Genomic DNA, 25,286 nt, shown 5'->3' on the forward strand with positions numbered 1-25,286 from the left:
CCTGCACACCAACACTCATGCCCGTGCCATGCTCACTTCTCAACCGTCCAAGCGTTCTCGGATGAAGGTCGGATTGGGGGTTCCGCGACCCTTGCGGTCACAGCGAAAAAATTCCGACACGTAGCGTACCGGGGTTTTCTTTTCGGGGACTTTGAATCGGTCGCCTTTTTGCAGCACCGGACGTGTTTCGTCCATGCGTCCGAATTGGCGGGTTCCGGCAGCCTGACAGGGATACCAGTGTCCGTCGCCGTCGGCGTCTTCCAGATAGAACTCGGGATAGCAGTGATCGGGAATCCAGACGACCCGCGCGGGAATTTTCAGGTTGCGGCAGATCGCGACAAACAGACTGGTCATTTCTTCGCAGTCGCCCTTGCCCTCCTGCAGTGCCTGGGACGCGTTTTTCAAATCGCCTTCGACGTACTGCACTTTGTCGCGAACGTAGTCATAGACCAATTCCACGCGCCGCCAATCATTGTCCGCTTCCATCTCCGCGACTTCTTTGGCCGCTTCGCGGATCGAACGGTGCGAGGCATCGATGAAGGGACTGTTGCCGGTGTAGAGTTTGACTTCGCGTGGCGGTCGTTTGGGGATCACGAGCGTCGACGTGTCATCCGGGGGCAGGATTCGCGAACGCTGGATGTCGACGTCGATGGTGAATTCGGCGGTTGATCCGGCAGCGACACGCGCCATTTGCAAGACAACCTGTTTTGTTCCTCCTCCCAACTCGCGGATTTCCCATCGCGTGACTTGGGGGGCGATATTCTGATTCCTCACCGTGACGGTTTGTTCGGGCCAATCGGTGGGAATGGGAAAGGTGGCCAAGACGTTCGTGCAGGTCACCGGTGTGGTCAAGACCAGACCGATCCGCCAGTGGGTCACGGGCTGTTCTTCGTAAACCAAAGATTGGGCTTTGGCCGGCGGCGTCGCGACAAGCTCGCAAGTACCGATCGTGGCGGCGCACAGAAACAATGACTGCTTCAGGTAGTGTCGTCGATCAATCGATTCGTCTGGTCGCATTGCATTGCCGGTGGGAGGGAAGGGTTTACAGCTAGGCACTGATAGCGTACTCGGTACGTTGAACGATGAAATGCACGAAACGCAAACGAGTGAGTCTCCCCGTGCTTGTCTCACCCGCTTGCGTCTCGTGCGCTGAATTTTCAATCAGTTGACCGCTCTGGCACCGGGCGGCAGCGGTTCTTCATAGATGATTCGGTCGCCATCGGCGTCGACTCGGTAGCCGACGTCGGGGTATCCCAAGTAGTTTGCCCGGTAGCCTTGGGCATCGGTCGGTGCGGGTTGCCAAACGCCGCTGTACGGTTGAATGTAGCCTTGGCCGTCGACGATTCCTCCCTGGGCCACACCGTTGGCGGGGGGGCAGCAGTACGGATCGGCCGGGTAGGCGCTCATCGTTCGGGCCGCCGGGGCATAGCCGGTGGCGCAGGGATCCGGGTTGCATCCATAACCGGCCGCCGGCGGGGCGTAACGAGGTTGGGCCGCCAGGGGCTGGTTGCAGGTCGGCTGGGCCGCCGCCAGGGGTGCTTGCCGGCGGAGGGGAGTGGACAATCGAGTGCACAAGCCGCATCTTGCTCCGCGACCGAAAAAGAAGTTTCGGAACGGGGTGCAGCCCGAAGTCGTCGATACGACAGCGACAGTCATTGCGACTAGAATAAAACGATTGTTCATTGGAGATTCCGCGATATGCACAGGGAGCGTATTCGTTGGTCTCGGATGGAGAACCACACAAAACTAGGACGCTCTCAATGATGTGCAAACGCAACATCGTTTTTTTTCAGCAACAATTTGTTGCGTCCAGTGCGACGCTAGTTCTCACCCACCCGCCTTTGATCCCACCTCAAGCCATATGATGCGGATGTTCCCGTCAATCCGAATCTTCGTGTCGCTCGTGTGCGTAGCACTGCCGGTTGCGTGCATGGCCGATCATGCCACGGCAACCGACCACGAAGTGATTGTCGATGTCGTCGAGTCCTCGGTCGACCTCTCTGAGCCGAACACGGCTGAGCCGAACGAATCGGAAACGTTCGACCCGATTGTGGCAAACTGTGATAGCGATGAAGCGGCGGTGGCCGACTTTCTCGCCGCCAGTGATTGTTGCGTTTGTGATGACGATCGCGTCTTTCTCGTGTCGACCCGTCACCTCACCGCGGATTGCTGTCGGGCCTCGCTGGTCGAGATCCCCTTTCGGATGTGGCGCATCGATGGTGGAGCGGTCTGCGAGATCACTCAGGATGACTACCTGGCATCCCTTTCGCCCGAACGCCCCGTCGTGTTCTATGTCCACGGCAACCGCATGCCGGTTTGTGAAGTCGTCAACCGATCGGCCACGATTCGAAGCCGCATTCGGATGCGTGGGGCTCGCGGCCCGATCGATTGGATGATCTACAGCTGGCCGAGCGAAAAGGAAGCGATCGGCGTCAAGGATTTTCGACTCAAGGCAGATCGCTGTGACGCACAGGGGTTGTACCTCGCTTCGTTTCTGCGTCAGCATGTCCAGGCTTCGGTGCCGATGGCGATGATCGGCTACAGCTTTGGCGCGCGAGTGACCACCGGGGCGCTTCATGCGTTGGCCGGGGGAACTCTTTCGGGGCGACAATTGCCCGAGCCACCGATAACCGGTGCAAACGTTCGAGTCGGCTTGGTGGCGCCCGCGATCGAGTCAAAATGGCTTGGCGGTAACGGCTACCACGGTTGTGCGACCAAGAACATGAACGAACTCGTGTTGCTCTACAACCGACGTGATGTGGTTTTGAAACGCTATTGGTTGCTGGAGAAAATTCGCCGCGACACGGCACTGGGTTACAGCGGGCCGACCATCTTTGCGACTCGTGTCGACGGCACGCGGTTGCCGGTTCGCTCGCGCGACTGTGCCTCGATCGTCAAACTTCGCCACTCGGAACTGGACTACTACCAAGGCGGTTGCAACGCCGGAGTCGATATGGCGAGGCTGATCAATGGAATCCGACAGATCAGTTTCTGATTCTCCGCGTCCGGTCGATTCCGGGGATACGCGTTTGGCGTACCACAACGGATCGTGGGTCAACGCGGATGACGTGTGTTTGTCGTCGCGAGACCCCGCGGTCACCCAAGCCGTGACGGCCGTCGAACGCGTCCGCGCCTACAACGGGCGGTTGTTCGAACTCGACCGGCACTTGGATCGTTGGCAACGCACCACCGAAGCGCTTGACCTGACTGGACTCCCGTCCCGCCAAGCGGTGTCGCAATTGATCGACGAAGTCATTCAGCGGAACGGGGTTTGGTTAACGACGCAAAAAGAATTCGGCGTGCTGTGGTTTGCATCACCCGGAACGACCGATTCACCGACCCTGGTGGTCGACCTGTACCCGATCGACTCGGCAGTGATCGAGCGGCGAACACGATCGGGCAGCCCCCTGGTCGTCACGTCCGTCCAGCAACCGCCAAACGCCTGTTGGTCGCGCAACATCAAGGTGCGCTGTCGCTTGCACTACTACCTGGCCGATCGAGAGGCTCGTCAGTCGGACCCCGACGCGATCGGCATTTTGGTCGATTCCGATGGCACGGTGACCGAGTCGAGCATCGCAAACCTGCTGATTGTCGAAGGGCGGGGCCTGGTGTGTCCGCCGAGCGATCAAATCCTGAGCGGCGTTTCACTGCAAGTGATCCGCGAACTGGCGTCCGAGACCGGGGTCGCTTGGCGGGAGGAACGGATTTCATGCGAACGACTTGCCGCCGCTGAAGAAGTATTGCTAACCGGGACGAGCTGCGGGATCTGGTTCGCCAACTCGATCAACCGCTCGCCGCAGCGGGCGGCCGGACCTCTCTATCGACGTCTCCGATCGGCATTCGATGAACGAAGCCGCGGTACTTGCCGATCGTCTTAAACACGTTCGATACGGTTTGTCCCAGGGTTTGCCCAGCGGTTGGGAAAAAACGCAGCGGTGTTCGGTGCCGTCCCGGTGGACGGTTACAATAGATGGCTGCTCGCCTTCTCCTCCCACCCTTCGCCGACGAAATGAAGCCGACGAAATGAAACTTCAAACCCTTGTTGCTGCGATCGTTTTTGTGTTGTGTATCGGTCTTCCGCCTGCGCCGGCGGCCGAGCCGGCTGACTTTCAACGCGATGTCTTTCCGATTCTGGAAAAGTACTGCGTCGGCTGCCACAACGCCGACGATCCGCAAGGCGGTCTGGTGATGGAGGATTTCGTCGGTCTGATGAAAGGGGGCGAAACCGGTCTCGCCATTACGCCGGGCGTTCCGGCAAGCAGTCGATTGCTGATGATGGTCCGCGGCGAAGTCGATCCCGTCATGCCGCCCGATGATGCCGCCGGCCCCGACGAACGTGAACTGGAAATCCTGACGCGATGGATTGAACAGGGCGCCGTCGGACCACAGGGCGAACTGCCGGTCAAACGCGAGCTGCGCACACCCTCGATCAAGCCATCTCCGGGCCTGGTCGCGCCGATCACCGCGATCGCCCGTGCACCCGATGGGAGGACGACCGCACGCGCGTCTTATGGACGCATCGAAATTCAGCACGCTGCCGGCGACCGAGATTCGAACCTGACGACAGAAATTTCCGATGACCAGCTGGGCAAAATCAACTCGCTCGCGTTCTCCTCGGATTCGACCCGTTTGCTGGTCGCGTCCGGGTTGACGGGGGCGTACGGTCGCGCGGCGATTTACGCCACCGAATCGGGTACCCTGATCCGAGAATTTGTCGGACACAAGGACACGCTTTACGCCGCCGTCTTCTCACCCGACGATGCGATGCTGGCGACGGCGGGCTACGACCGAACGATTGTGCTGTGGAATGCCAATTCCGGCGATCTGGTTCGGCGCTTGACCGGACACAACGGCGCCATCTTTGACTTGGCGTTCGCTCCCGATGGAACGGTGTTGGTCAGCGCTTGTGCCGATGAAACGGTGAAGGTGTGGAATGTCGAGCAAGGCATCCGACTGGACACGCTCAGCCAACCCGAGGGCGAAGTGTTTGCCGTCGCGGTCACCCACGACGGACGACACATTGTGGCGGTCAGTGCCGACAATCGACTCCGCGCCTGGCGATTGCGATCGACCCGCACGCCGCGTATCAACCCATTGGTGGCCACGCGTTTCATGGACGAGACGCCGATCGTCAATTTCGCGATCGCCCCGGATGACCAATCCCTCGTCGCGATCTCAGAATCCGGAAGCGTCAAACGCGTCCGCACGTCCGATTGGCAGCCGGTGGCGTCGTTGGAGTCGCTTCCCGAATCGGGCACCGATCTTTTTATCACCACAGACAGCCGACAGGTGGTGATCTCGATGATGAACGGACAAGTCGTCTCCCGCCCTTTGCCGCCGATCGAATCGTTGAACACGAGCCGCTCGGAAGATGAACTGCAGCCCGTCTGGATGGACTTGGGCGACGCGACTTCGCTGGACGAATCAACCTTGCGTCTAACGCTGACGCAGGCCGGCGCGGCGCCAGATTCCCTCACCATCCTGGACGTCGACCGCAACGTTTCGATCAAGGGACAAATCGGCCAGGCCGGTGAAGTGGATCTGTATCGCTGGCCGGCACGCAAGGGCGAAGTCTGGGCGATCGACGCGGACGCTGAAACGGAGAGCCGTCTCGATCCGATCGTCACCGTGCTGGACGCCGGAGGCGAGCCGGTCCTGAGGGTCCGGTTGCAAGCCGTGCGTGATTCGTACTTCACCTTTCGAGGTAAAAACAGCGATCAGATCAGCGACTTTCGCGTGTTCAATTGGGAAGAAATGCAGCTCGGCGAGTACCTGTACGCGGCCGGCGAAGTGACGCGTTTGCAAATGCATCCACGCGGTCCCGATTCGGGTTTCAACGTGTATCCAGGCGAAGGAAATCGTTGGACGTATTTCGGAACCAGTGGCACGACCCACGCGCTCGGAGAACCGGCCTACATCGTTCGACCGTTGCCGGCCGGTGCCGAACCACTGGCCAACGGATTGCCCGTGTTTGATGTGTTTTACGAAAACGACGACGACCCGCGACGGTTGGCGGGTAAGAACAGTCGGCTGTTGTTTACCGCACCGGCCGATGGACTGTACACCGTTCGCATCGGTGATACGCGGGGCGAAGGCGGTTCGGCGTACGGCTATCGGTTGGCCATCCGCCCGGCACAACCGGGATTCCGAGCGACGACCAAACCCATCAGCAAACCGCTGCATCCGGGCACCGGACGCGAGTTTCAAGTCCAGATCGATCGGCTGGATGGATTCGACGGCGCCGTGACGTTCGAAATCGACGGACTGCCGGATCGGTTGGTCAGCAATTTCCCGCTCACGATCGAAGCCGGTCAACGATTCGCAACGGCAGTGGTTTGGGCGGATCCCAACGAAGAAGGCTGGGACGGCGAGATCGAACCGACGCTGACCGCAGCGGCGACGATCAACGCAACACGCGTCGAGCGGCAGGCGGGATCGCCGGGGAAATTAAAATTCGATCCCAGTCCGGCACAGGTCATCCCGATCATCAAACCCGCCGATGCCGAGATCGCCGCCCACGAGAATTGGACGCTGCAAGTGCGGCGGGGCGAAACGGTTTCGGCACGCGTTTTGGTTCAGCGTCGAGACGGATTTGAGAACGAAGTTTCGTTCGGCAAAGAGCAGTCCGGTCGCAATGCCAGCCAAGGCGTCTACGTCGACAACATCGGACTGAACGGATTGCTGATCGTTGCCGGCGCGTCGCAGCGGGAATTTTTTGTGACCGCCGATCCCACCGCCGTCCCCGGCAAGCGGTCCTTTTTTCTGACCGCCGGCGTCGACGGCGGTTTGGCCTCGCACCCGATCACCGTGGAAGTGCTGCCGTAGGGCATGCTGTGCATGCCAACTGCCGTAGGGCATGCTGAGCATGCCGACTTCACTTTCCGCCGTCACGCACAGCGTGACCTACAGGAGACCTACGCCAGCACCTCATCCACGACGCGTCCGTGGACATCGGTCAGACGGAAATCGCGTCCGGCATAACGGTAGGTCAATCGTTTGTGGTCCAGCCCCATCAGCCGCAACAAGGTCGCGTGCAGGTCGTGGACATGGACGCGATTCTCGACCGCCTGGAATCCGATTTCGTCGGTCGCGCCGACGGTTTGTCCGCCTTTCACGCCGCCACCGGCCATCCACACGGTAAAGCCATAGTGGTTGTGATCGCGACCGTTCATTTTGCCTTGGTTGGTGCCCTTGCGAGGCATCTCGACCACGGGGGTGCGGCCGAACTCGCCTCCCCACATCACGATCGTTTCGTCGAGCAGCCCGGTGCGTTTGAGGTCGGCCAACAACGCCGCGATCGGTTGGTCGACCTGCTGGGCAAGTTTGCGGTGCTGTTTTTCCAGATCGTCGTGATTGTCCCACGGTTGTCCCGCGCCGGTGTAGAGCTGCACGTAACGAACGCCGCGCTCGACCAACCGTCGCGCGATCAGGGTCTGCCGCGCAAAATCACCGTCGCCGTATTCGTCACGGATTGACTGGGGTTCGCGCGTGACGTCGAACGCGTCGGCCGCTTCGCTCTGCATCCGATAGGCCAATTCGAACGATTCGATCCGCGACTGCAACCGTTCGTCATGGGGCCGAGACGCGGCATGTTGGCGGTTCAGGTTTGCCAGCAGGTCCAGTTGTTGACGTTGGTCGGTCCCCGCAACCAACTCGCTGCGAATGTTCTCCAGCAACCGGTCGACTTGACGGTGGCTGGTGTCGACATAGGTCGCCTGGTACTTGCCGGGCAAGAAAGCGTTCTGCCAGTTCTGCGACTCCTTGATCGGATAGCCGCCCGGGCACATGGTCACAAACGACGGCAAGTTGCTGTTTTCGCTGCCCAGACCATAGGTCAGCCAAGATCCGACGCTGGGGCGAACCAAACGCGATTCGCCCGTGTTCATCAGCATCAGTGACGGTTCGTGGTTGGGGACATCGGCGCGCATCGAGTGAATCAAGCAGATGTCGTCAATGTGTTCGGCCGTTTTGGCGAACAGCTCGCTGACGTGAATCCCCGACTGTCCATACGGTTTGAACTTGAACGGCGTGCCCAGAACATTGCCGGTCGGGCGTTCGGTTTTCAGCGTTCCCGTCGGCGCGGTCTTGCCGGCGAAATCGTTTAGACGCGGTTTGTAGTCGAACGTATCGACTTGGCTGGGGCCACCATTCATGAACAAGTGAATGACGTGTTTGGCTTTGGCCGGAAAATGCAATCCGGTTGCCGAAGCATCTCGGGCCAGCAGATCCGAGAGCGCCAAGGATCCCAGTCCGGTGCCGCAGCTCGCCAGTAGTTGTCGTCGTGTCAGCATCGTGTCGGTGTTGCGGGGCGGAGTCAAAATAACCAGAAGCGTTTTTTCGAGACGTCCTTGCGATTGACATCCAGGACTTCGTTGTAACCGGCCTTGTCAAAACGTTTCAACAGACTTTCGGTGCCGTATTTTAGTTTGAAATCCATTTCGTTCTGCAGCAGTGGGATCGCGGCGAGGAAGTAGATGGACTTTTCGTCAGAGATCTTCAGTCGAATGAAGTCTTCATCGGTCGTCGATGGGAACGTCAGCAACCAGCCGATAAAGTCGACGCTCGGGTCGAGCGCGTCGGCGGGGTCTCCGTTGGGGATCGTGTGACCATCAAACAACCAGGTCTCGTATTCGTGTGGAAACCGGGCCAAGAATTTTAGCCACTGGATCGGCCAATAGTTGGCCGTGTCGCTCAACGATTGTTCGTCCAGTTTCCAATCCGGCGGCAGGCAGAGCATCAATTCGGCGTACGCCAATTCTTCGGCACCCTCGGGCGGCGACATCGGGCGATCGCTCATGCCGGTGGTGATCAGCGTGTGGAAGGGACGCTCCGGCGACGGTTTGACCCAGTGCACGTCGATGTGCACCAGATCAGAAATCAGTTCATGCCAGACGCTGTCGACCTCGCCGAGGTGTTCGGCGATATGGGCCTCGACACGTTCAATGTTCTCGCTGTCGCCGATCGCCAATTCAAACTCGCGCGATCGCGCTTCATGCCGATAAACCGTGCTGCCGCCGTCGGTCACCTCGTCCGGGATCTCCAGCGGCGGAAACGGGACTTCGATCGTTTCGCCACAACCGCCGCATCGGGTTTTCTTTCCCGAATGCGCGTCGCTGGTTTTATAGCGTTTGGCACATTTGGGGCACCGGAATTCTACATCCACCTCGATTCACCGCTCACGTTTGCGTCGCTCAGATTTCAACCAACGCAACAGTTTAACAGTTGTTCAGCGGCGAAATTCCGGATGCCTCTTTCAGCTGCCTATTTTTCGGCCAATTCCTTTGCCGTCTCGCCCCGTCCCGCCGCGGCGATGGCTTCGGGATGATCCAGGACCAGATAGTGTCCGTGGTCGGCGGTGACGATAACCGCGGTGTGGTCCCAGGCGTTGTTCTCGTCGACCCAGTCCATTACTTTGACAAACGCCGCTTCACCGCTCAGCACGGCGCCGATGCTGTTGTCCAGGTTATTGGCGTGGTTGGCCCAGTCCACATCGCCGACTTCGATCATCAACCAAAACCCATCGATCGACTGTTCCAACACCAGCAACGCCGCTTCGGTCATCTCGGCCAGCGTCGGGTTCTCGTCGATGTCGGCTGCGGAGTAGATTTCCGCATCCCTGACATCGGCGGCCGGGTTATAGCCACCGTCGGCGGTTGCATACGGCAGATGGCCGCCTCGGGTTCCAAAGAATCCGAGCAGTCGTTCCTGGTTGTCCGCCGCGGCTTGGGCGGCACGGCGCAGCGACTTGCGACCCGACTTCCCCGCGGCCCGCTCGACGACTCGGTAGCGTCCGCCGTTTCGCAGATCGACCGTCCGCAGGTCTTCTTCATGCAAGTACCGGTTGCCCTTGGCAAAGTTGGTTCCTTGCAGCGCGTCTTCGTCTTTGTGTTCACCCCAGCCGGCGCCCAACAGCACATCGACCCCCGGAAGCGGATCTTTGCGATGGGCCGCCGAAGGCAACCCGATCAGGTCACGGGCGAGGTCTTGATAGTCTTTGCGGGAAACGTTGTTCGCGTAGGCTGCCGCGGGAGACGCGTGGCTGACGGGAACATTGGTGACCACGCCGATCATGAAGTCCTGGTCGCGTTGCAACTCACGGGCGAGGGGGACGACTTGCGATCCGTCGGGCGCGACATTGATCGAACCGTTGTAGGTCTTGATGCCGCTGCACAGGCTGGTCCCCGAAGCGGCGGAGTCGGTGATGGTGTGCGGCCGCGAAAGATCTTCACCGATCAAGTACCCGCTTCCTTTCCGTTCATTCCACGGCGTTCGGCCGCCTAGCCTGACGTCGTAACCGAAAGACGGCTGCTCGCTGACGCTCAGAACCCGTTGCGCATCGACGTCGATCGTTGCTTCATCGGCGGCCGCACTGGTCGAAATCAATCCGAAGTCCGTCAGCGTGCGTCGGTCATCTTGAAACGCCAACCCGGTGCCGCGACCGGATTGATAAGCGATGCGTCCGGTCTTGTAGATGGCGGCGGCCCGAGAGGTTTGCCAGTCCATTCCGTCAAACACCAACAGGATGATGTTGCTGTAACCGGCATCGATAGCGGCTCGCTGCAATTGATAGACATCGGTCTCATCAAAGTACATCGCGGTCGGATTGATCGAACTCGTTACCGAAGACCGCTCCCATGTTTTCAACCGCTGGGCGTCGGCGTACAGGCTGCCACGACCACGCCAGTCGGAAAGCGTCAGACCAAAGGTGTAAATCGGCACCAAGCGGTTGCTGTGTTCGTTCCAACTGCTGTACTTGGTTGCGTCCAAGCCCCAATGACCGTACACGGGGAATTGTGTCTCGGCCGTTCGCTGCTGCAACGCTCTCATTACGTCACCCTGGTCCGTCGCCGGCGGCAGTGAGTTGGCCGGTTGTGAGGTTGCCGGACCGCCAGATGTCGGCTGTTCGGCCGAAGCGACGGCGGTCAACGAGACGAGCGAGGCCAGCAACAGGCTCAAGGTAGGTCCGAAACGCCGATCAGAAATGGCTTGGCGAGGATCCATGGTCGTTAAAACTTTATGAAAAAACGGAGGGGCTCGCACGATCGCGCCCGCAAGCAGCATCACATGCCGCATCCAACGCGGAGACGAATCGTGATTGGAGGGCGGACAGAATAGTCGCTGCCGAGCCGTTCTCCGAGTGGGGCTCACGCCAATTCTCGAATGCTGACCGACCCCTCCGAGGCGACGACGATGTGGTCCAACACCGTGATCCCCAACAGCTTTCCGACTTCCGTCATCCGATCGGTCACTTGGTGGTCCTCGCGACTCGGTGTCGCATCCCCTGAGGGATGATTGTGCACCAGGATGACGGCCGATGCGGAATCGCGGATGGCCGGCCGAAAGACTTCTCGGGGATGCACCAGACTTGCGTCCAGCGTGCCGCGTGTGATCAGATGCGTGTTGATCGGCAGGTGTTTGGTGCTCAACGTGACGATATGGAATTCCTCCTGGACCCCGCTGATCGCCAGCCCGCTGAACGCGTCGTCACAAAACTCCACCGCCGCGCTGGTGCTGGTGATCGGAGCGTGTGCCCGGCGATGCTGTTGTTCATGCCGAGCCACGCGGCGTCCCAGTTCGATGCCGGCCATGATCGCGGCATAGCTGGTCACCGTGATCGCCGGGCTGATGTTTCGCAATTCGTCTTTGCCGCTGCGTCGCAGATCGGAAAGCTTGTCGCAAAACGTCTTGGACAACCGCTTACCGGCTTCGATCGCGGATTCGCCTTTCACCCCCACCCGGATCAAGATCGCCAACAGGTCGGCATCGCTGAGCGTTTCGGCGCCGGACGACAGCAACCGTTCTCGCGGTCGTTCCTGTTCCGGTTGCGCCGTGACCTGATTGCCGCTGACTTGGCGTTCGATCCAATGCGACGGATCGACGCGGACCTGTGCGTTGCGCCAGGCATAGGTCTCTTGGTCGGACGATTCATAGCGATCCAAAATCCCTTCACGGACCAGATCTTTGAGTGCCAGAGAGACGAATTGCGGAGTCAGATCGGGACACCGCTCCCGCGCCTGTTGTTTCGAAAATGCACTGATGGGCGAGAGTGTTTTGAAGAGTTGAAGTAGTTTTTCTTTACGTTTCTTCTGCTGCACCATGGCCGGATCCCGCTGATTCCCTGCGTGATGGTTCGAGTGGATACGCAGATCGTAGCGAACCCGAGGCCGTTCGTGGGGTGCCTGGTCCCGCCTGTGGGGAATCGCGTCTGGTTGGAACATCGCACGATGAGCGGTGGATCCGTTTGCTGGCGGGCGAACCATCGTCGCAACCTTCGCCAGCTGGGTGGAATCTTGGGGGGTGGCCAAGCTTTGGCGAATCGTCTGATCGGCCTTCGACGAGGCGACCGCCACTGTTCGAGTTGCTAAACTGGCAGCAGATCGGTGCTGATCCAACAAAGGTGCGGTTCGCCAGTGGCAACAGAGGTGTTTCACACTTGCGGCGAGAATACCGTGGCGGGATCGGCTCGATCAAAGCGAGCACACTGAGTGTCGAACCGCCCAATTTCTTCCAGACGAACGAATAAACGAAGATGAAGTCTGCCTACGATTGTGTTGTCATTGGTGCAGGGCCGGCCGGTGGGTCGGCGGCTTCCGTTACCGCCGAAGCCGGGCTGGAAACGCTGTTGATCGAGCGGGAGCGTGTTCCCCGGTTTCACGTCGGCGAGTCGCTGATGCCGGAAACCTTTTGGCCACTGCAACGATTGGGGCTGACCGAAAGGATTCGCTCGGCGGGATGGCAGGTCAAAAAGAGTGTCCAGTTCGTCTCCCATCGTGGCAATGAATCGGCACCGTTTTTCTTTCGCGAGCACGACGAACGCGAGTGCAGCGACACGTGGCAGGTCGAACGCAGTGAATTCGACAAGATGTTGTTCGATCGAGCGGCCGAGCTGGGTGCCGATTGCTACGACGAGACCCGATTGACCGATGTGCGTTTTGATGATGCCGGTCAGGCGATCGGCGTTGTCGTCAAAGATCGATCCGGCCAATCCAAGCCGATCGATTGCAAGGTCGTCATTGATGCAACCGGCCAACAATCCTTCATCGCCAACAAGCTGGGGTTGAAAGAGGTCAATCCCGATCTCAAGAAAGCGGCGATCTGGGGCTACTACCGTGACGCCGTGCGGGGTGAAGGCGACAACGAAGGGGCGACGATTATTTTGCAAACCGAATCCAAAGACGCTTGGTTCTGGTTCATCCCGCTCTCCCGTGGCATCACCAGCATCGGCTGTGTGGCCGACAACGACTTCTTGCTCAAGGGCCGCGGGACTCCGGAACAGGTCTACGCGGAGGAGTTGGAACGCTGCCCGGGACTGAAGCCGCGATTGGAACCGGCGACTCGCCTGGGGGAATTGCGGACGGCCAAAGAGTTTTCTTACATGACCAAGCAACACGCCGGCGATGGTTGGGTACTGATCGGCGACGCCTTCGGGTTCATCGACCCGGTTTATTCCTCCGGTGTCTACTTCGCGCTCGATATGGGCGTGCGAGCCGGTGATGCCGTCGTGCAAGGATTCCGTGAAAACGACTTGTCCGGCGAACGGCTGGCCGCCTGGGCCGATGAATTCAAGCAAGGGGCGATGTGGGTGCGAAAGCTGGTCCATGCGTTCTACACCAAAGAATTCAGCATCGGTCACTTCATGAAAGAACATCCCGAGCATCGCGGCACCCTGACCGATTTGCTGATCGGGCGTGTTTTCAAAGAAGGCGCCGAAAAGATGTTCGACGACATGGAAAAATCGATCCAGCAGGCCAAGATGTCGATGGCAACGTAGTGCTTTGCCCAATCTCTCGCTGCCCGTGGCTGATCGGTGACGAAAGATGAGTGGCGGACTCCGTCGCCCGTTGCACATCTTCCGTTCGTTGTGCCTGTCCTCTCCGCAGACTACGTTCAGCAATGTTTAACAGATCACTCGTTGTTTTGGCGGTCCTGTCAGCGACGGCCCTCGGTGCATCCGCGTTGCCAGCCCAGGTCGCGCCGCCGGAAATCCAACCGGTGCTGCTGCAAATGATCCGCGACGACGCGGTTCATCGAGAGTTGAAACTTTCGGAAGATCAGGCCCGCCAGGTTTTTGACGTACTGGAGTCGATCGATGGGTCTTGGTTTCGCGTCCGTATCCGCCCAGCCCAAGAACGGATCGAGACCATCGATCGATTGACCGAACAATTGAGCGATGCCCTAGCCGAGATCCTGGATTCGAAGCAGCTGGAGCGTCTGGATCAGTTGCAGAACCAGGCCCTCGGCACCCGGATGATCGTTCGCGATAAAACCGCCACCGCGTTGGGATTGTCGCCGACAACCCGAGAATCGCTCTACGAGGTGTTTGCGAAAACGGACAAGGTCGTCGCAGGCGTTCAGCAACAGTCGCAGGCTCAGTCATTGGACGCCTCCGCCGCCGCGAAGCAAATCGAAAAGGCGAAAGCGGACGAGAAGAAGACGCTTGTCGATGCGTTGACGAACCAGCAGAAACGCACGCTCAGTTCGTTGACAGGGCCAGCGTTCAACTTTGCAGCCGTCAAACGCATGTATCCCGCGGCGCCGGAGCTGACCAACGACGGGGCAAGCTGGTTGCAGGGCGACCCGGTGACGCTCGATGATCTAAAAGGAAAGGTTGTTGCCGTTCATTTCTATGCGTTTCAATGCATCAACTGCCGACGGAATCTGCCGCATTACAACCGCTGGCACACCGACTACGCCGACGACGGGTTGGTGGTGATCGGAATCCAGACGCCGGAAACCGCCGCCGAGCGATCGGCCGAACGTGTGGCCGCGGCGCTGCAGACGGAACAAATTCAATATCCGGTGTTGATGGACGCCCAGTCGGCCAATTGGAAACAGTGGTCCAACACGATGTGGCCGACCGTCTATCTGGTCGACAAACAAGGGTTCTTGCGGCGTTGGTGGCAAGGGGAAATGAACTGGAAAGGAATTCAGGGCGAGGCCCAGATGCGGGAGACGATCGAGCAGTTGCTAGCGGAGGAGTGAGGGGGAGAGGGCAGGGAATTCAGGGGGCAGAAAAATGGGACTGGACGACAAGAGTATGGGTGACAGAAAAATTGGACCACGGGATTCGGCCAGCTAACCGCTAACAGTCTGGCCTTTCAATGGTTCGGCGATCTTGGGTAGGATTTGTGGATGCCGACGGGGCTGCCGTTGAGGGGGCGTTCGTCGGCGGGCCGGGTAGGGAAAACCGGCTGTACCACGCATTTGGGAAGGATCCACGTGTCTGCTGCACTGCCATTGCCGTCAGATCGCACTCCGGGACAGTCAACTTCTGACGGATTTGGCGTGCCGCCGAAGGTGCCACAAACGCTGTTGGAGCGACTCCGGTCGATTCGTGAAATCATCTCCCGGGAGGCGTCTGCACTGACGCAGGCAGCTCAAGCCATCGGGCCTTCGTCGGTCGCGGCAGCTGAATTGACCGCGGCTTGTACGGGTAACGTCGTCGTCACCGGCGTGGGCAAGGCGGGATTGGTGGGGAAAAAGTTGGTCGCCACGTTGGCCAGCACGGGGACCCCCGCACACTTTCTACACCCGACCGAAGCCATCCATGGGGACTTTGGTCGCGTCAAAAGCGACGATTTGGTCTGGGCGTTTTCCAATTCCGGTCGCAGCGAAGAAATCACGCGGATCGCGTCTCAATTGCGGCAACAGGGATCGGGATTGATTTCGTTCACCGCCGACGATGACAACCCATTGGCCGCGGCGGCGACATGCAGGGTGGTCTACGGACGACACGCCGAGGCCTGTCCGCACGGTCTGGCCCCGACCAGCAGCACGACGGTGATGATGGCCGTCGGAGACGCGGTGGCGCTGTTGGCCAGTCAGTTGCGAGAATTTTCCGCGCGTGATTTCGCCAAGTTCCATCCCGGCGGCGCCCTCGGCCGAAAACTTTCCAACGTCGGCCAGCTGATGCGGCCCCTGGCGTGTTGTCGTGTCGCAAATCAGTCGGTCTCGATTCGTCAATGCATGGTTTCGTGCTCGATTTCCGGTCGTCGCAGCGGCGCGGTGATGTTGACCAACGATGCCGGCCAGCTGACCGGGATTTTCACCGATAGTGATTTGGCGCGATTGCTGGAGTCGCGATGCGAAGAAGCCTTGGACGGTCCGATCCAGGCCAAGATGACACTCGACCCCCACTGTGTCGCACCGCAGACGCTACTCAGTGATGCGATCGCACTGCTCAGTCAGCTTCGGATCAGCGAGCTGCCGGTCGTGGATTGTGATCGCAAGCCGATCGGGATGGTCGACATCACCGATTTGATCACGCTGGGCGAAATCAGCGACCAATCCGGCGTCCAAACCTCGCCGTCGACGATTCCTTTTCGCGGTTAAACCCCAGGCCAGCCGTTTCGAATGCCCGATCCATCTGACAGCGATTTTTCCGTTGCCCAGCCGATTCGATGCATCCTGTCGGATGTCGATGGAGTGATGACCGATGGTCGGATCATCTATGATTCGGCCGGCGCGGAGACCAAACAATTTCATGTTCGCGACGGGCTGGGCATCAAGCTCTGGATGCAAGCCGGGTTTCCGTTCGGGATCATCACCGCCCGAAACAGCCCCATGGTGGAGCGACGTGCCGTGGAGCTTGGCATCACCCACGTCAGTCAAGGCAGCGGTGACAAGTTGGCGCGGGCGCTGCAGATTCTTCCGGAGTGGGGCTGCGAACTGGCTTCGGTTTGCTACATCGGCGACGACCTGCCGGACCTGCCCGTGATGCAGCGTGTCGGTCTTGCCGTCGCCCCGGCGGACGCGGCGGCCGACGCGCGTGACGTCGCGCATTGGGTACTCTCCAGCGGCGGCGGACACGGCGCCGTGCGCGAGACGATCGAGCGACTTTTGCGTGCCAAGAATCTTTGGTCTGCGACAGGGGCAACAGCGTGAAGTGGATCAGCCGTAATGTTCGAAATTACTTGATCGCCTTGACGGTGCTGTCGATCGCTGCCGGCGTGTATCGTGCCGCGGCGCAACGGCTGTTGACGGTTCCCGACGTCGCCCGCGTGGAGCCCCGACCGCCGACCCAACGCGTCGATCTGAAGGAGGATCTCGCAGACCTTTTTCCCGCAGATGCGTGGCAACTGGGTGATTGCAAACGATTGTTGACCAGCAACGGTGCATTGCTGTTCGAGAACTGGCGCCAGATCTCCGAAGACCAGTGGAAGCTGGAGCCCTTGACCATCGTCGTCGGACGCGGTCTTTCCGACGATGCCGCCGCAACGCCGATCGTCTTGACCGCGAAAGAGGGGGCGGAGATTCAATTCGCACAGTCATTGGACATGATGGGAGGCAGCGCGCCGCCGATCAAAATGGGACGGATGATCGGCGACGTCGAAATCGAGCGGAGGGGCACGACCAAACGCAGCGACACCTTGGCCGTGCAAACCCGCAATGTTCGAATCGATAACCGAAAGGTCTGGACGACCGAGCGGATCGCCATGCAGGTCGCCGGCGCCGAATTGGTGGGCAGCGACTTGACCATCTACCTCGCCGCCTCGGCAACCTCCGCGACCAAGGCCGAAGTCCCCTCGACGCTGTTGGATCGCATGGACTTGGTCTATCTGGAAGAACTGCGTATTCCGCTGAATGACCCCGCGCAAGACCCGAATCGACCGCGACGGATCGGAACCAAGGAAGCGGCGGACGATCAGGGAGAGATCTCGATCAAATGCAAAAACGGGCTGATCTACGACTTTGCTCTCGATCGGCTGTCGTTACGCGATTCGATCACCATGGTTCGGACCGTGCGAGGACAACCCATCGACACGTTCAGCTGCGACACGGTGGATCTGATTTTGCGTGATCCGTCCAACCGCTCCGTCGTTCGACGCGGGCCGCTCGATTGGATTGACCGCGTGCATGCCACCGGTCGTCCCGCGCGGATCCGGCTGACGTCCTATGACTTTCAACTTGCCGCAGACGAAATTGAATTCGACGCCGTCGGAGGGCTATTGATTGCCGATGCCGCCCCTGAACCCGAGAACGCTCACCCGGTCGTGATCCGTCGCGGAAACCTGCAAGCCACGCTCGACCGTTTCGCCTACCAATACAACCCCGAAACGCCGGAAACGATCGGTGTCGTCGATGTCCGTGGTCAAGGACATGTTTCCATCAACGATGCCGGGATCATGCTCCGCGACGTCAGCTGGACGGAAAGCTTCAAGCTGCAGCCGACGGGGCAGGCCACCGTGACGGCGGTCAAGGAGAAACGAGAGCAGAGCAAGTTGCGGTTTCAGATCGATGGCGACATCCAAGCCCGATTGTCCGATGGCGGCATCGCCCGTGCCGGAGCGGTCGAAGGCATCTTGAAGCCACACTACGTCGAACAACCCGTCGACTCCTTCGGCGGCTCCTCATCCATCGGCCACCCTGAATCGTCCGAGTCGATCGTTCAGCCCGCGCAGCAATTCAAACGCACCATGACCTTGCTTCCGGAAAGCTTTCATGCCTTGGAATCGGTCACGATCGATTCCAACGAATTGCTCGCCAACATGAATCGGTTGAGTCTGTTTTTTCAGCCGTCGGCTGATTTTGGGAAACGAACAACAGCTGCCAAGACGAGTGGTGCGATTCTGCCGGCACCTGGCCAAGAGGGCGCACGACCGGCGGCGACTTCGCCGGGTGGACTGGCCAGCTTCGTCAATCAGCCCGACCCTTCCCGCCAGCCTGACCTGTCGAGCCAATTGCGTTCCCCCGTCGCTCGCCCTCGACCCAAGCTGTCCGGTGATCACGTCAGCGCAGAACTGCTGATCACGCCGGCCGGGGTTCAACCGAAAGACGTCAGCATTGTCGGGGACGTGTTGGTCGAACACCAAGTCAACGCCGGCACGACCACGCTGCCGATCCAGATGTCCGGCCAAACGATGCGGATGCAGCGCAGCGCCGTTACCCAAGCCTCCGGGCAAGACTATTTGCAACTCGGCAGTGGACCCGACGCACCGGCCCGGTTGCGAATGGGAGACGGGTACTTTGTCGGCCCGATGATCAAGGTTTGGCCCAGTGAAAACGTCGTTCAAGTGACCGGTGCCGGCGAGATGAAGGTTCCCGCGGAGCTGCTCGCGCCTGATGCATCGTCGAAACCCGCCGAACCGCAACTTGTCACGTCGCCCGCAGTGGATTCGCCCGCAGTGGATTCGTCTGCGGGCAATGACCCGCTTTCGGCTTCTTCCATCGACTGGACGTCACCGCCGATTTGCCGTTGGGGCGGCAACATGCAATTTGATGGTCAAGCTGCGTTGCTCACCGGTGGCGTTCAAATCGACTCTGAATTCGTCAGTGGCTCCGATCCTTGGCTGGCCCGCATGAACGGCGGCGAAATGCAGATCACGTTGGCCAATCCGGTTCAGTTCATGGATCGAGCTTCCATGGCGACGGCGGAGCTTGCCAGCGTCAGTCTCGTTCAGACCGAACAGCACGCGGTCGTCGTTCGGGCGGAACAGCGTTCATCCGATTTGGCCACCCAATCCGTCCATGTCATCACCGCAGCCCGGTTGGACTTTTCGCCCGGCGACGGCGGCCGATTGATGGGCACGGGGCCGGGATGGTATCGCGGTTGGATGCTGATGGATCAGGACAGTTCGATCCTGGCTCCGGAGGCTGCCCAATCAGATCATCTCGGCGGCTTGGTGCTGCAAGGCGTTCACCTGACGTTCCGCGAAGCGATGCATGGCGACCTGAAGCACGAGACGTTGGAGTTTTCCGGCGGGGTGCGTACCGGCGTCCGCAAGGTGTCATCCTGGGACGAAGTCGTCGATGTGGCGCAAATGGAACGGTTGGCCGTCGGTGAGATGACGATGGATTGCCGACAATTAAAGTTTGGCGTATCGCCAGGAACCCCCGCCGACTTGCGAAGCATTCCCGGAATGCCGACACCATGGGAAATGATCGCCGATGGTGGCGTCGTTGTGCGGACGAATACCGAAAAACGCGGCTTGATCGAAGGCACCGCGGCGCGGGTGTCGTATGAGTCAAAAAAATCCTGGCTGAACGTTCAGGGGACCCAAGGCCAAAGCGCTTTCGTGCGACAAACCTGGCCCGACGGCCGCAAAGGCTTCCAAACGCATTCGCCGCGGATGCTGTTGAACCTAAAGACGTTTGAGTTCCAGACGGTCATGCAAGACGCCCAGTTCAACAACGTGACATTGCCCAAGTGATCCGCGCCCACGCGGGGACACGGCCGACGCGGGGACACGGCCGACGCGGGGACACGGCCCACGCGGGGACACGGCACACGCGGGGACACGGCACACGCGGGGACACGGCCGACGCGGGGACACGGCACACGCGGGGACACGGCACACGCGGGGACACGGCCCACGCGGGGACACGGCACACGCGGGGACACGGCACACGCGGGAAAATAGGACCAATGGGACAGATATGACACATGGGTCCCCTACGTCCCATAGGTCCCATCCCGCCGGGGACAGACCCCATCCCGCCGGGGACAGACCCCAATCCCGCCGGGGACAGATTCCAATCCCGCCGGGGACAGATTCCAATCCCGCCGGGGACAGATTCCAATCCCGCCGGGGACAGACCCCGACCCCGCCCGACCCCGCCGGGGACAGACCCCGGCGGCTGGCGAGATTGGCCTGGAATAGCGAGCCCCCAACGTGCTACTACGTTTTTGGGTCTATTGTTCCGTCCGCCGTTGGGGTCCTGTTTCGCATGCCGATGCCCGCCAGCCGTCTTGATCGCCGTTTGTTTCTTGTCTTCGCCGTGTCGTGCTTCTGCTCGGCGTCGACAGGCTGTGTCCGCCGGCGGATGACGGTCCGCACCAATCCTCCCGGCGCGATGGTGTCGGTCGACAATCAAGTCATCGGGGCGTCACCGGCTGCGACCCCATTTGTTTATTACGGGACGCGTGAGTTTCGCATCGAAGCCGACGGGTATCGCACCGAAACGATCCGCCGTCGATTCAACCCGCCCTGGTACCAGTGGCCGGGCATCGATTTCGTCGCCGAAACGCTGTGGCCTGGCGAGATTCGTGACGAACGCATCATCGACGTGACGTTGGTCCCCAAAACGCTACCGGCTACGGAAGAGGTCATCGCCAGAGCCGATGGGCTGCGCCAGCAATCCAATTCAGGCATCGTGACCGCGCCGCGACAATGATCGCAGGCGCAAAAGGCCCGGTGTCAAAGTAGATGGCATCGGGGAAATGCCACCGATCACATCACCGAGAAGTAGTTGTCGCAAGCGAAGTCGAAGTACTCATTCTTCAACTCGACTTCCAAGTCGTTGTAGAGGCAAAAGTTGCGAACTTGCAACAACAAGTCACGGGGCTGGCAGTTTCGGAACGGACGGCCGACTGGCAAATAGTGGGTCTTGATCAGGTAGTCGATCGCGTCGGCGTTGTACGGCACCTTGGTGATCCGGCACATGATTTCGAAAAGCTTCCGAAAATCCTGTTCCGGCGGATTTTCGACTTCGATCTTGTAGGGAATCCGTCGCAAGAACGCGTCGTCGACCAGATCCTTGGGCTCCAGGTTGGTGCTGAAAATCACCAGTTGGTCGAACGGGACTTGGATCTTTTTTCCGCTTGCCATGTTGAGAAAGTCATAGCGTTTTTCCAACGGAATGATCCACCGGTTGAGCAATTCGTCGACGCGCATTTTCTGTCGGCCGAAGTCATCGATGACCAGCGTGCCGCAGTTGCTTTTTAGTTGCAGGGGCGATTCGCTGATGTTGGTGTCGGAGTTGCACAGTACCTCGAGCATTTCCATCGTCAATTCACCACCGGCGATGATCGTGGGGCGTTCGATCCTTACCCAGCGTTTGTCGAAGCCGCCGATGTCCAGCAACCCGGTGTTTTCTTCGGGCATCGCCAACACGTGGTTCATCGGGTCAAAGACCCGTAGCACGTCGCCGTCGATGTCCACGCTGCGGGGAATCCAGATGTACTTGCCAAAGGCCCCGGTCACCCGCTCGGCGATCGACGTCTTTCCGTTGCCAGGGAAACCGAACAAGAACATCCCCCGCCCGCTGGCGATCGCCGGTCCCAGGCGATTGAGCATCTTGGGGTTGATCAACAGGTCGCTAAACGCGCGAACCAAATCCGCCTTTTTCGGATATTGGCCCTCGATCGTTTGGTAGCGAACGCTTTTGATGTAGTCCTCCAGCCGAACCGGACAGGCTCCGAAATAGGTGCAATCGGAGGCATGGTTGCGGGCGATCTGTCGGCCGGTTTCGGTCAGGATGTAGACGTAGTCGTTGGTCGCCGTCGCGTTTTTGTAGGCGATATTCTGTTCCATCTTCATGCGGGTCAAAATCGGTTCGACCAGACGGAACGGCACCTTGACCTGGTCGGCGATCTTGCGGCCTTCGCATTCACCGGCGGTCAGCAGAAAGCGATACATGATCGCTTCCAGGATCGATTCATTGATCCCAGCTTTTTCCATCGATTCCGGCTCGACCGGTCGCCAGGCTTCGTCGCGCGAGGGCTCGAATCCGAGGGGGCCCGGAGGAATGTCGACACCTCCGCCGAGCGACTGTTTCGGCCCGCCGGCCGCTTCTTTGGCGGACGGGTTGGCAGGTTGCGGGCGCGTGCGTGGGGGCGGCTTGGCGCCGCCCGGTGCTCCGCCCTGCGGAGCCCCTGGACGTTGGGCTCCAGGGGTGCCATGTGGTGTCACAGGCGTTTCCCCGACGCCTGGCGTCGGGTTCTGGGCAGCCGGTCGCTGCGGCACGGTCGGCCGCTGAGCCGGCTGCGGTCCGTCAGAGAGTCCCGTCGGAGGGCCCGGCGGGCGGGTTGCGGCGGGCCCCGAGCCGCCGGGATCGATCTGCCCCGTTGCCGCTTGGTTCGTCGCCAATGGGCCCGGCCCGGGCGCGGCTTGAGCGGGCCGTGGTTGTTGCTTGGCCCCCGGCGCGGCCGATTCGCCGCCGGTGAGGGATTGGATTCGAGAGATCAGGGCATCAAGTTGGCGATCTGCATCCGCGCCGTTGCCGGCAGAAGGAGGCGTAAATGACATCGAGAATCGACCTTCGAAAAAAGAGTGGGCGGTGGGGGGGACCAACGGAGCATGCCGCTTCTTCGGTATCGGACTGCCGCGATCGCGACTCTTCCAATCATCGGACCTTTCGGATTAAACAAGTCAGTGCGCGTGGACGTCGCCGCTGTGGCGGAGTTCCCTCAGTCGAACCGCGTCTGGAGAAGTGTTTGAACAGGCGTTGGGGCGAAAATCGGCTCAAACGGAATGCCCGCCGAACGCAGCAGGACGACGGGCGGCGCGGTAGCCAGGGCAATTAGCCTGCCAAAAAACGCACTTCAGAGTTAATTTTCGAAAATTTCACCGATGCCTCTTGCCAATCAGCGAACCCGCCCCTATCTTTCCGCCTCCTTGGTGAGGGCGAGCGACGCAAGTCGCTTCTCCCCCGAGCCAACTGATCATTGACAATTTGGTGGTGAAACTTCTGTTGAGTTCAGCATTTGCGAGATCGCTTTGCTGGGAAGCTGGATGCCCTTCGGGGTGTTTTTCCCGGCAGCAAAATGGCGAATCGCTGGGTCGTTAACCGAACGGCCCGGAGCAGCATTGAACTTTCGGTTTAACTTTGATTTTCCCGAGTGACTTCGGTCGCTCGTGAATCGATACAAAATTGAAGGGTTTGATCCTGGCTCAGAATGAACGTTGGCGGCGTGGATTAGGCATGCAAGTCGTGCGAGAAGAGTTTTTTGCTTGCATTAAACTCGGACAGCGGCGAAAGGGAGAGTAACGTGTGGTTACATGCCCAGGGGTCCAGGATAGCGTCGGGAAACTGGCGGTAATACTGGATGACATCTTCGGATCAAAGGTGAGATTCCGCCCTTGGATTGGACCGCATACTATTAGCTTGTTGGTGAGGTAATGGCTCACCAAGGCAGCGATGGTTACCGGGTGTGAGAGCATGGCCCGGCTCACTGGGACTGAGACACTGCCCAGACACCTACGGGTGGCTGCAGTCGAGAATCTTCGGCAATGGACGAAAGTCTGACCGAGCGACGCCGCGTGCGGGATGAAGGCCCTCGGGTTGTAAACCGCTGTCAGTTGGAAGGAAAGAAGTATGAAGAATGCTTCTTGACCGATCTTCAGAGGAAGGACGGGCTAAGTTCGTGCCAGCAGCCGCGGTAAGACGAACCGTCCAAACGTTATTCGGTATCACTGGGCTTAAAGCGTGCGTAGGCGGCTTGGTAGGTGTGATGTGAAAGCCCACGGCTCAACCGTGGAATTGCGTCGCAAACCCTCAAGCTTGAGGAAGACAGGGGTGTTGGGAACTTATGGTGGAGCGGTGAAATGCGTTGATATCATAGGGAACACCGGTGGCGAAGGCGCAACACTGGGTCTTTTCTGACGCTGAGGCACGAAAGCTAGGGTAGCGAACGGGATTAGATACCCCGGTAGTCCTAGCCGTAAACGATGAACACTGGGTTGAGGGGACTTCCACATCCTCTCGGCCGTAGCGAAAGCGTTAAGTGTTCCGCCTGGGGAGTATGGTCGCAAGGCTGAAACTCAAAGGAATTGACGGGGGCTCACACAAGCGGTGGAGGATGTGGCTTAATTCGAGGATACGCGAAGAACCTTATCCTAGATTTGACATGCTTGAGAGTCTCTATGAAAGTAGAGAGTGCCCTTCGGGGAGCTCTTGCACAGGTGCTGCATGGCTGTCGTCAGCTCGTGTCGTGAGATGTCGGGTTAAGTCCCTTAACGAGCGAAACCCTTATCTCTAGTTGCCAGCGCGTTATGGCGGGGACTCTAGAGAGACTGCCGGTGTCAAACCGGAGGAAGGTGGGGATGACGTCAAGTCCTCATGGCCTTTATGTCTAGGGCTGCACACGTCCTACAATGGTACGGACAAATGGACGCTAAGCCGCGAGGTGGAGCAAATCCCAAAAACCGTGCCTCAGTTCGGATTGCAGGCTGCAACTCGCCTGCATGAAGCCGGAATCGCTAGTAATCGTAGGTCAGCATACTACGGTGAATGTGTTCCTGAGCCTTGTACACACCGCCCGTCAAGCCACGAAAGTTGGGAGGGCCCGAAGTCGCTGAGCGAACAGTTTACTGACGCAGGCGCCGAAGGTCAGCTCGACGATTGGGACTAAGTCGTAACAAGGTAGCCGTAGGGGAACCTGCGGCTGGATCACCTCCTTTCTAAGGATTCTTAGAAATATGGGAGTCTCGGTGACGAGGCTCCTGAATCCGTGGGAGTGATCTCGCGAACGAACTCAACAGGGAAGCTTGCTTCCATTTCACCACCAAAGAATCACGAAGACCCGCTTCGGACTGTCGCCAGCCGAAGCGGGTTTTTTCGTGCGC

The 25,286-nt window shown here is 59.6% G+C and carries 16 protein-coding genes and 1 rRNA gene; 10 read left to right on the forward strand and 7 right to left on the reverse strand.

Annotated elements, in window-relative coordinates:
- Positions 1-39 precede the first annotated feature (39 nt).
- Positions 40-1,017: a transglutaminase-like domain-containing protein gene (locus NZK35_RS15170; RefSeq protein ID WP_259633383.1), complete on the reverse strand. Its 978-nt coding sequence runs from the start codon at positions 1,015-1,017 to the stop codon at positions 40-42.
- Between the two features lie 144 nt (positions 1,018-1,161).
- Entirely contained in the window at positions 1,162-1,563 is a 402-nt protein-coding gene (locus NZK35_RS15175) for a hypothetical protein (protein WP_259633384.1), read from the reverse strand.
- Positions 1,564-1,930: 367 nt separating this feature from the next.
- Between NZK35_RS15175 and NZK35_RS15180 the strand changes: the two genes are divergently transcribed.
- The 3 genes from NZK35_RS15180 to NZK35_RS15190 all read left to right on the forward strand — a co-directional run bounded on the left by NZK35_RS15180 (position 1,931) and on the right by NZK35_RS15190 (position 6,825).
- Positions 1,931-2,995, forward strand: a complete 1,065-nt coding sequence (locus NZK35_RS15180) for an alpha/beta hydrolase (RefSeq protein ID WP_259633385.1) — start codon at positions 1,931-1,933, stop codon at positions 2,993-2,995.
- On the forward strand, positions 2,970-3,878 hold the full coding sequence (locus tag NZK35_RS15185; RefSeq protein WP_259633386.1) for an aminotransferase class IV: 909 nt from the start codon (positions 2,970-2,972) through the stop codon (positions 3,876-3,878). Before NZK35_RS15180 ends, NZK35_RS15185 begins: the two co-directional genes overlap by 26 nt.
- 145 nt (positions 3,879-4,023) lie before the next feature.
- The gene (locus NZK35_RS15190; RefSeq protein ID WP_259633387.1) at positions 4,024-6,825 is read left to right on the forward strand and encodes a c-type cytochrome domain-containing protein; all 2,802 of its coding nucleotides are present in this window, start codon (positions 4,024-4,026) and stop codon (positions 6,823-6,825) included.
- 89 nt (positions 6,826-6,914) lie between these two features.
- On the opposite strand, the gene NZK35_RS15195 is transcribed toward NZK35_RS15190, so the two are convergent.
- The 4 genes from NZK35_RS15195 to radC all read right to left on the reverse strand — a co-directional run bounded on the left by NZK35_RS15195 (position 6,915) and on the right by radC (position 12,098).
- A complete protein-coding gene (locus NZK35_RS15195) occupies positions 6,915-8,291 on the reverse strand; it encodes a DUF1501 domain-containing protein (RefSeq protein WP_259633388.1) in 1,377 nt (458 codons plus the stop codon).
- 23 nt (positions 8,292-8,314) lie between these two features.
- Positions 8,315-9,163 carry a suppressor of fused domain protein gene (locus NZK35_RS15200; protein ID WP_259633389.1) on the reverse strand — a complete coding sequence of 283 codons (849 nt, stop codon included), beginning with the start codon at positions 9,161-9,163 and terminating at the stop codon, positions 8,315-8,317.
- Between the two features lie 98 nt (positions 9,164-9,261).
- Positions 9,262-11,001 (reverse strand): alkaline phosphatase, encoded by a 1,740-nt coding sequence (locus NZK35_RS15205; protein WP_259633390.1) that lies wholly within the window; start codon positions 10,999-11,001, stop codon positions 9,262-9,264.
- Between the two features lie 143 nt (positions 11,002-11,144).
- Positions 11,145-12,098 (reverse strand): RadC family protein, encoded by a 954-nt coding sequence (gene radC, locus NZK35_RS15210; protein WP_259633391.1) that lies wholly within the window; start codon positions 12,096-12,098, stop codon positions 11,145-11,147.
- 431 nt (positions 12,099-12,529) lie between these two features.
- Here radC and NZK35_RS15215 point away from each other — a divergent pair, with 431 nt between their 5' ends.
- From NZK35_RS15215 to NZK35_RS15240, 6 genes are all read left to right on the forward strand, one after another.
- Entirely contained in the window at positions 12,530-13,771 is a 1,242-nt protein-coding gene (locus NZK35_RS15215) for an NAD(P)/FAD-dependent oxidoreductase (protein WP_259633392.1), read from the forward strand.
- Positions 13,772-13,893: 122 nt separating this feature from the next.
- Complete coding sequence (locus tag NZK35_RS15220; RefSeq protein WP_259633393.1) at positions 13,894-14,982, forward strand: redoxin domain-containing protein; 1,089 nt, start codon at positions 13,894-13,896, stop codon at positions 14,980-14,982.
- Between the two features lie 237 nt (positions 14,983-15,219).
- Positions 15,220-16,332 (forward strand): KpsF/GutQ family sugar-phosphate isomerase, encoded by a 1,113-nt coding sequence (locus NZK35_RS15225; RefSeq protein WP_259633394.1) that lies wholly within the window; start codon positions 15,220-15,222, stop codon positions 16,330-16,332.
- Between the two features lie 21 nt (positions 16,333-16,353).
- Positions 16,354-16,884: a KdsC family phosphatase gene (locus NZK35_RS15230; protein ID WP_259633395.1), complete on the forward strand. Its 531-nt coding sequence runs from the start codon at positions 16,354-16,356 to the stop codon at positions 16,882-16,884.
- Positions 16,881-20,150, forward strand: a complete 3,270-nt coding sequence (locus NZK35_RS15235; protein ID WP_259633396.1) for a hypothetical protein — start codon at positions 16,881-16,883, stop codon at positions 20,148-20,150. Before NZK35_RS15230 ends, NZK35_RS15235 begins: the two co-directional genes overlap by 4 nt.
- Before the next feature lie 523 nt (positions 20,151-20,673).
- Complete coding sequence (locus NZK35_RS15240) at positions 20,674-21,114, forward strand: PEGA domain-containing protein (protein WP_259633397.1); 441 nt, start codon at positions 20,674-20,676, stop codon at positions 21,112-21,114.
- A 56-nt stretch (positions 21,115-21,170) separates the two neighbouring features.
- Here the strand turns inward: NZK35_RS15240 and NZK35_RS15245 are convergent, their stop codons facing one another.
- Entirely contained in the window at positions 21,171-22,967 is a 1,797-nt protein-coding gene (locus NZK35_RS15245) for an ATP-binding protein (protein ID WP_259633398.1), read from the reverse strand.
- A gap of 622 nt (positions 22,968-23,589) precedes the next feature.
- Here NZK35_RS15245 and NZK35_RS15250 point away from each other — a divergent pair.
- Positions 23,590-25,121 (forward strand): 16S ribosomal RNA (locus NZK35_RS15250).
- Positions 25,122-25,286: the final 165 nt, after the last annotated feature.

It is taken from the genome of Stieleria sedimenti, from assembly GCF_025060895.1.
Taxonomy (GTDB): Bacteria; Planctomycetota; Planctomycetia; order Pirellulales; family Pirellulaceae; genus Stieleria; species Stieleria sedimenti.

Excerpts from the sequence above, each read along its gene's own strand:
- NZK35_RS15195 (WP_259633388.1), bottom strand. The coding sequence starts at position 8,291 with ATGCTGACACGACGACAACTACTGGCGAGCTGCGGCACCGGACTGGGA.
- NZK35_RS15170 (WP_259633383.1), bottom strand. The coding sequence starts at position 1,017 with ATGCGACCAGACGAATCGATTGATCGACGACACTACCTGAAGCAGTCA.
- NZK35_RS15190 (WP_259633387.1), top strand. The coding sequence starts at position 4,024 with ATGAAACTTCAAACCCTTGTTGCTGCGATCGTTTTTGTGTTGTGTATC.
- NZK35_RS15180 (WP_259633385.1), top strand. The coding sequence starts at position 1,931 with ATGGCCGATCATGCCACGGCAACCGACCACGAAGTGATTGTCGATGTC.
- NZK35_RS15215 (WP_259633392.1), top strand. The coding sequence starts at position 12,530 with ATGAAGTCTGCCTACGATTGTGTTGTCATTGGTGCAGGGCCGGCCGGT.
- NZK35_RS15185 (WP_259633386.1), top strand. The coding sequence starts at position 2,970 with ATGGAATCCGACAGATCAGTTTCTGATTCTCCGCGTCCGGTCGATTCC.
- NZK35_RS15245 (WP_259633398.1), bottom strand. The coding sequence starts at position 22,967 with ATGTCATTTACGCCTCCTTCTGCCGGCAACGGCGCGGATGCAGATCGC.
- NZK35_RS15240 (WP_259633397.1), top strand. The coding sequence starts at position 20,674 with ATGCCCGCCAGCCGTCTTGATCGCCGTTTGTTTCTTGTCTTCGCCGTG.
- radC (WP_259633391.1), bottom strand. The coding sequence starts at position 12,098 with ATGGTGCAGCAGAAGAAACGTAAAGAAAAACTACTTCAACTCTTCAAA.
- NZK35_RS15205 (WP_259633390.1), bottom strand. The coding sequence starts at position 11,001 with ATGGATCCTCGCCAAGCCATTTCTGATCGGCGTTTCGGACCTACCTTG.
- NZK35_RS15220 (WP_259633393.1), top strand. The coding sequence starts at position 13,894 with ATGTTTAACAGATCACTCGTTGTTTTGGCGGTCCTGTCAGCGACGGCC.
- NZK35_RS15230 (WP_259633395.1), top strand. The coding sequence starts at position 16,354 with ATGCCCGATCCATCTGACAGCGATTTTTCCGTTGCCCAGCCGATTCGA.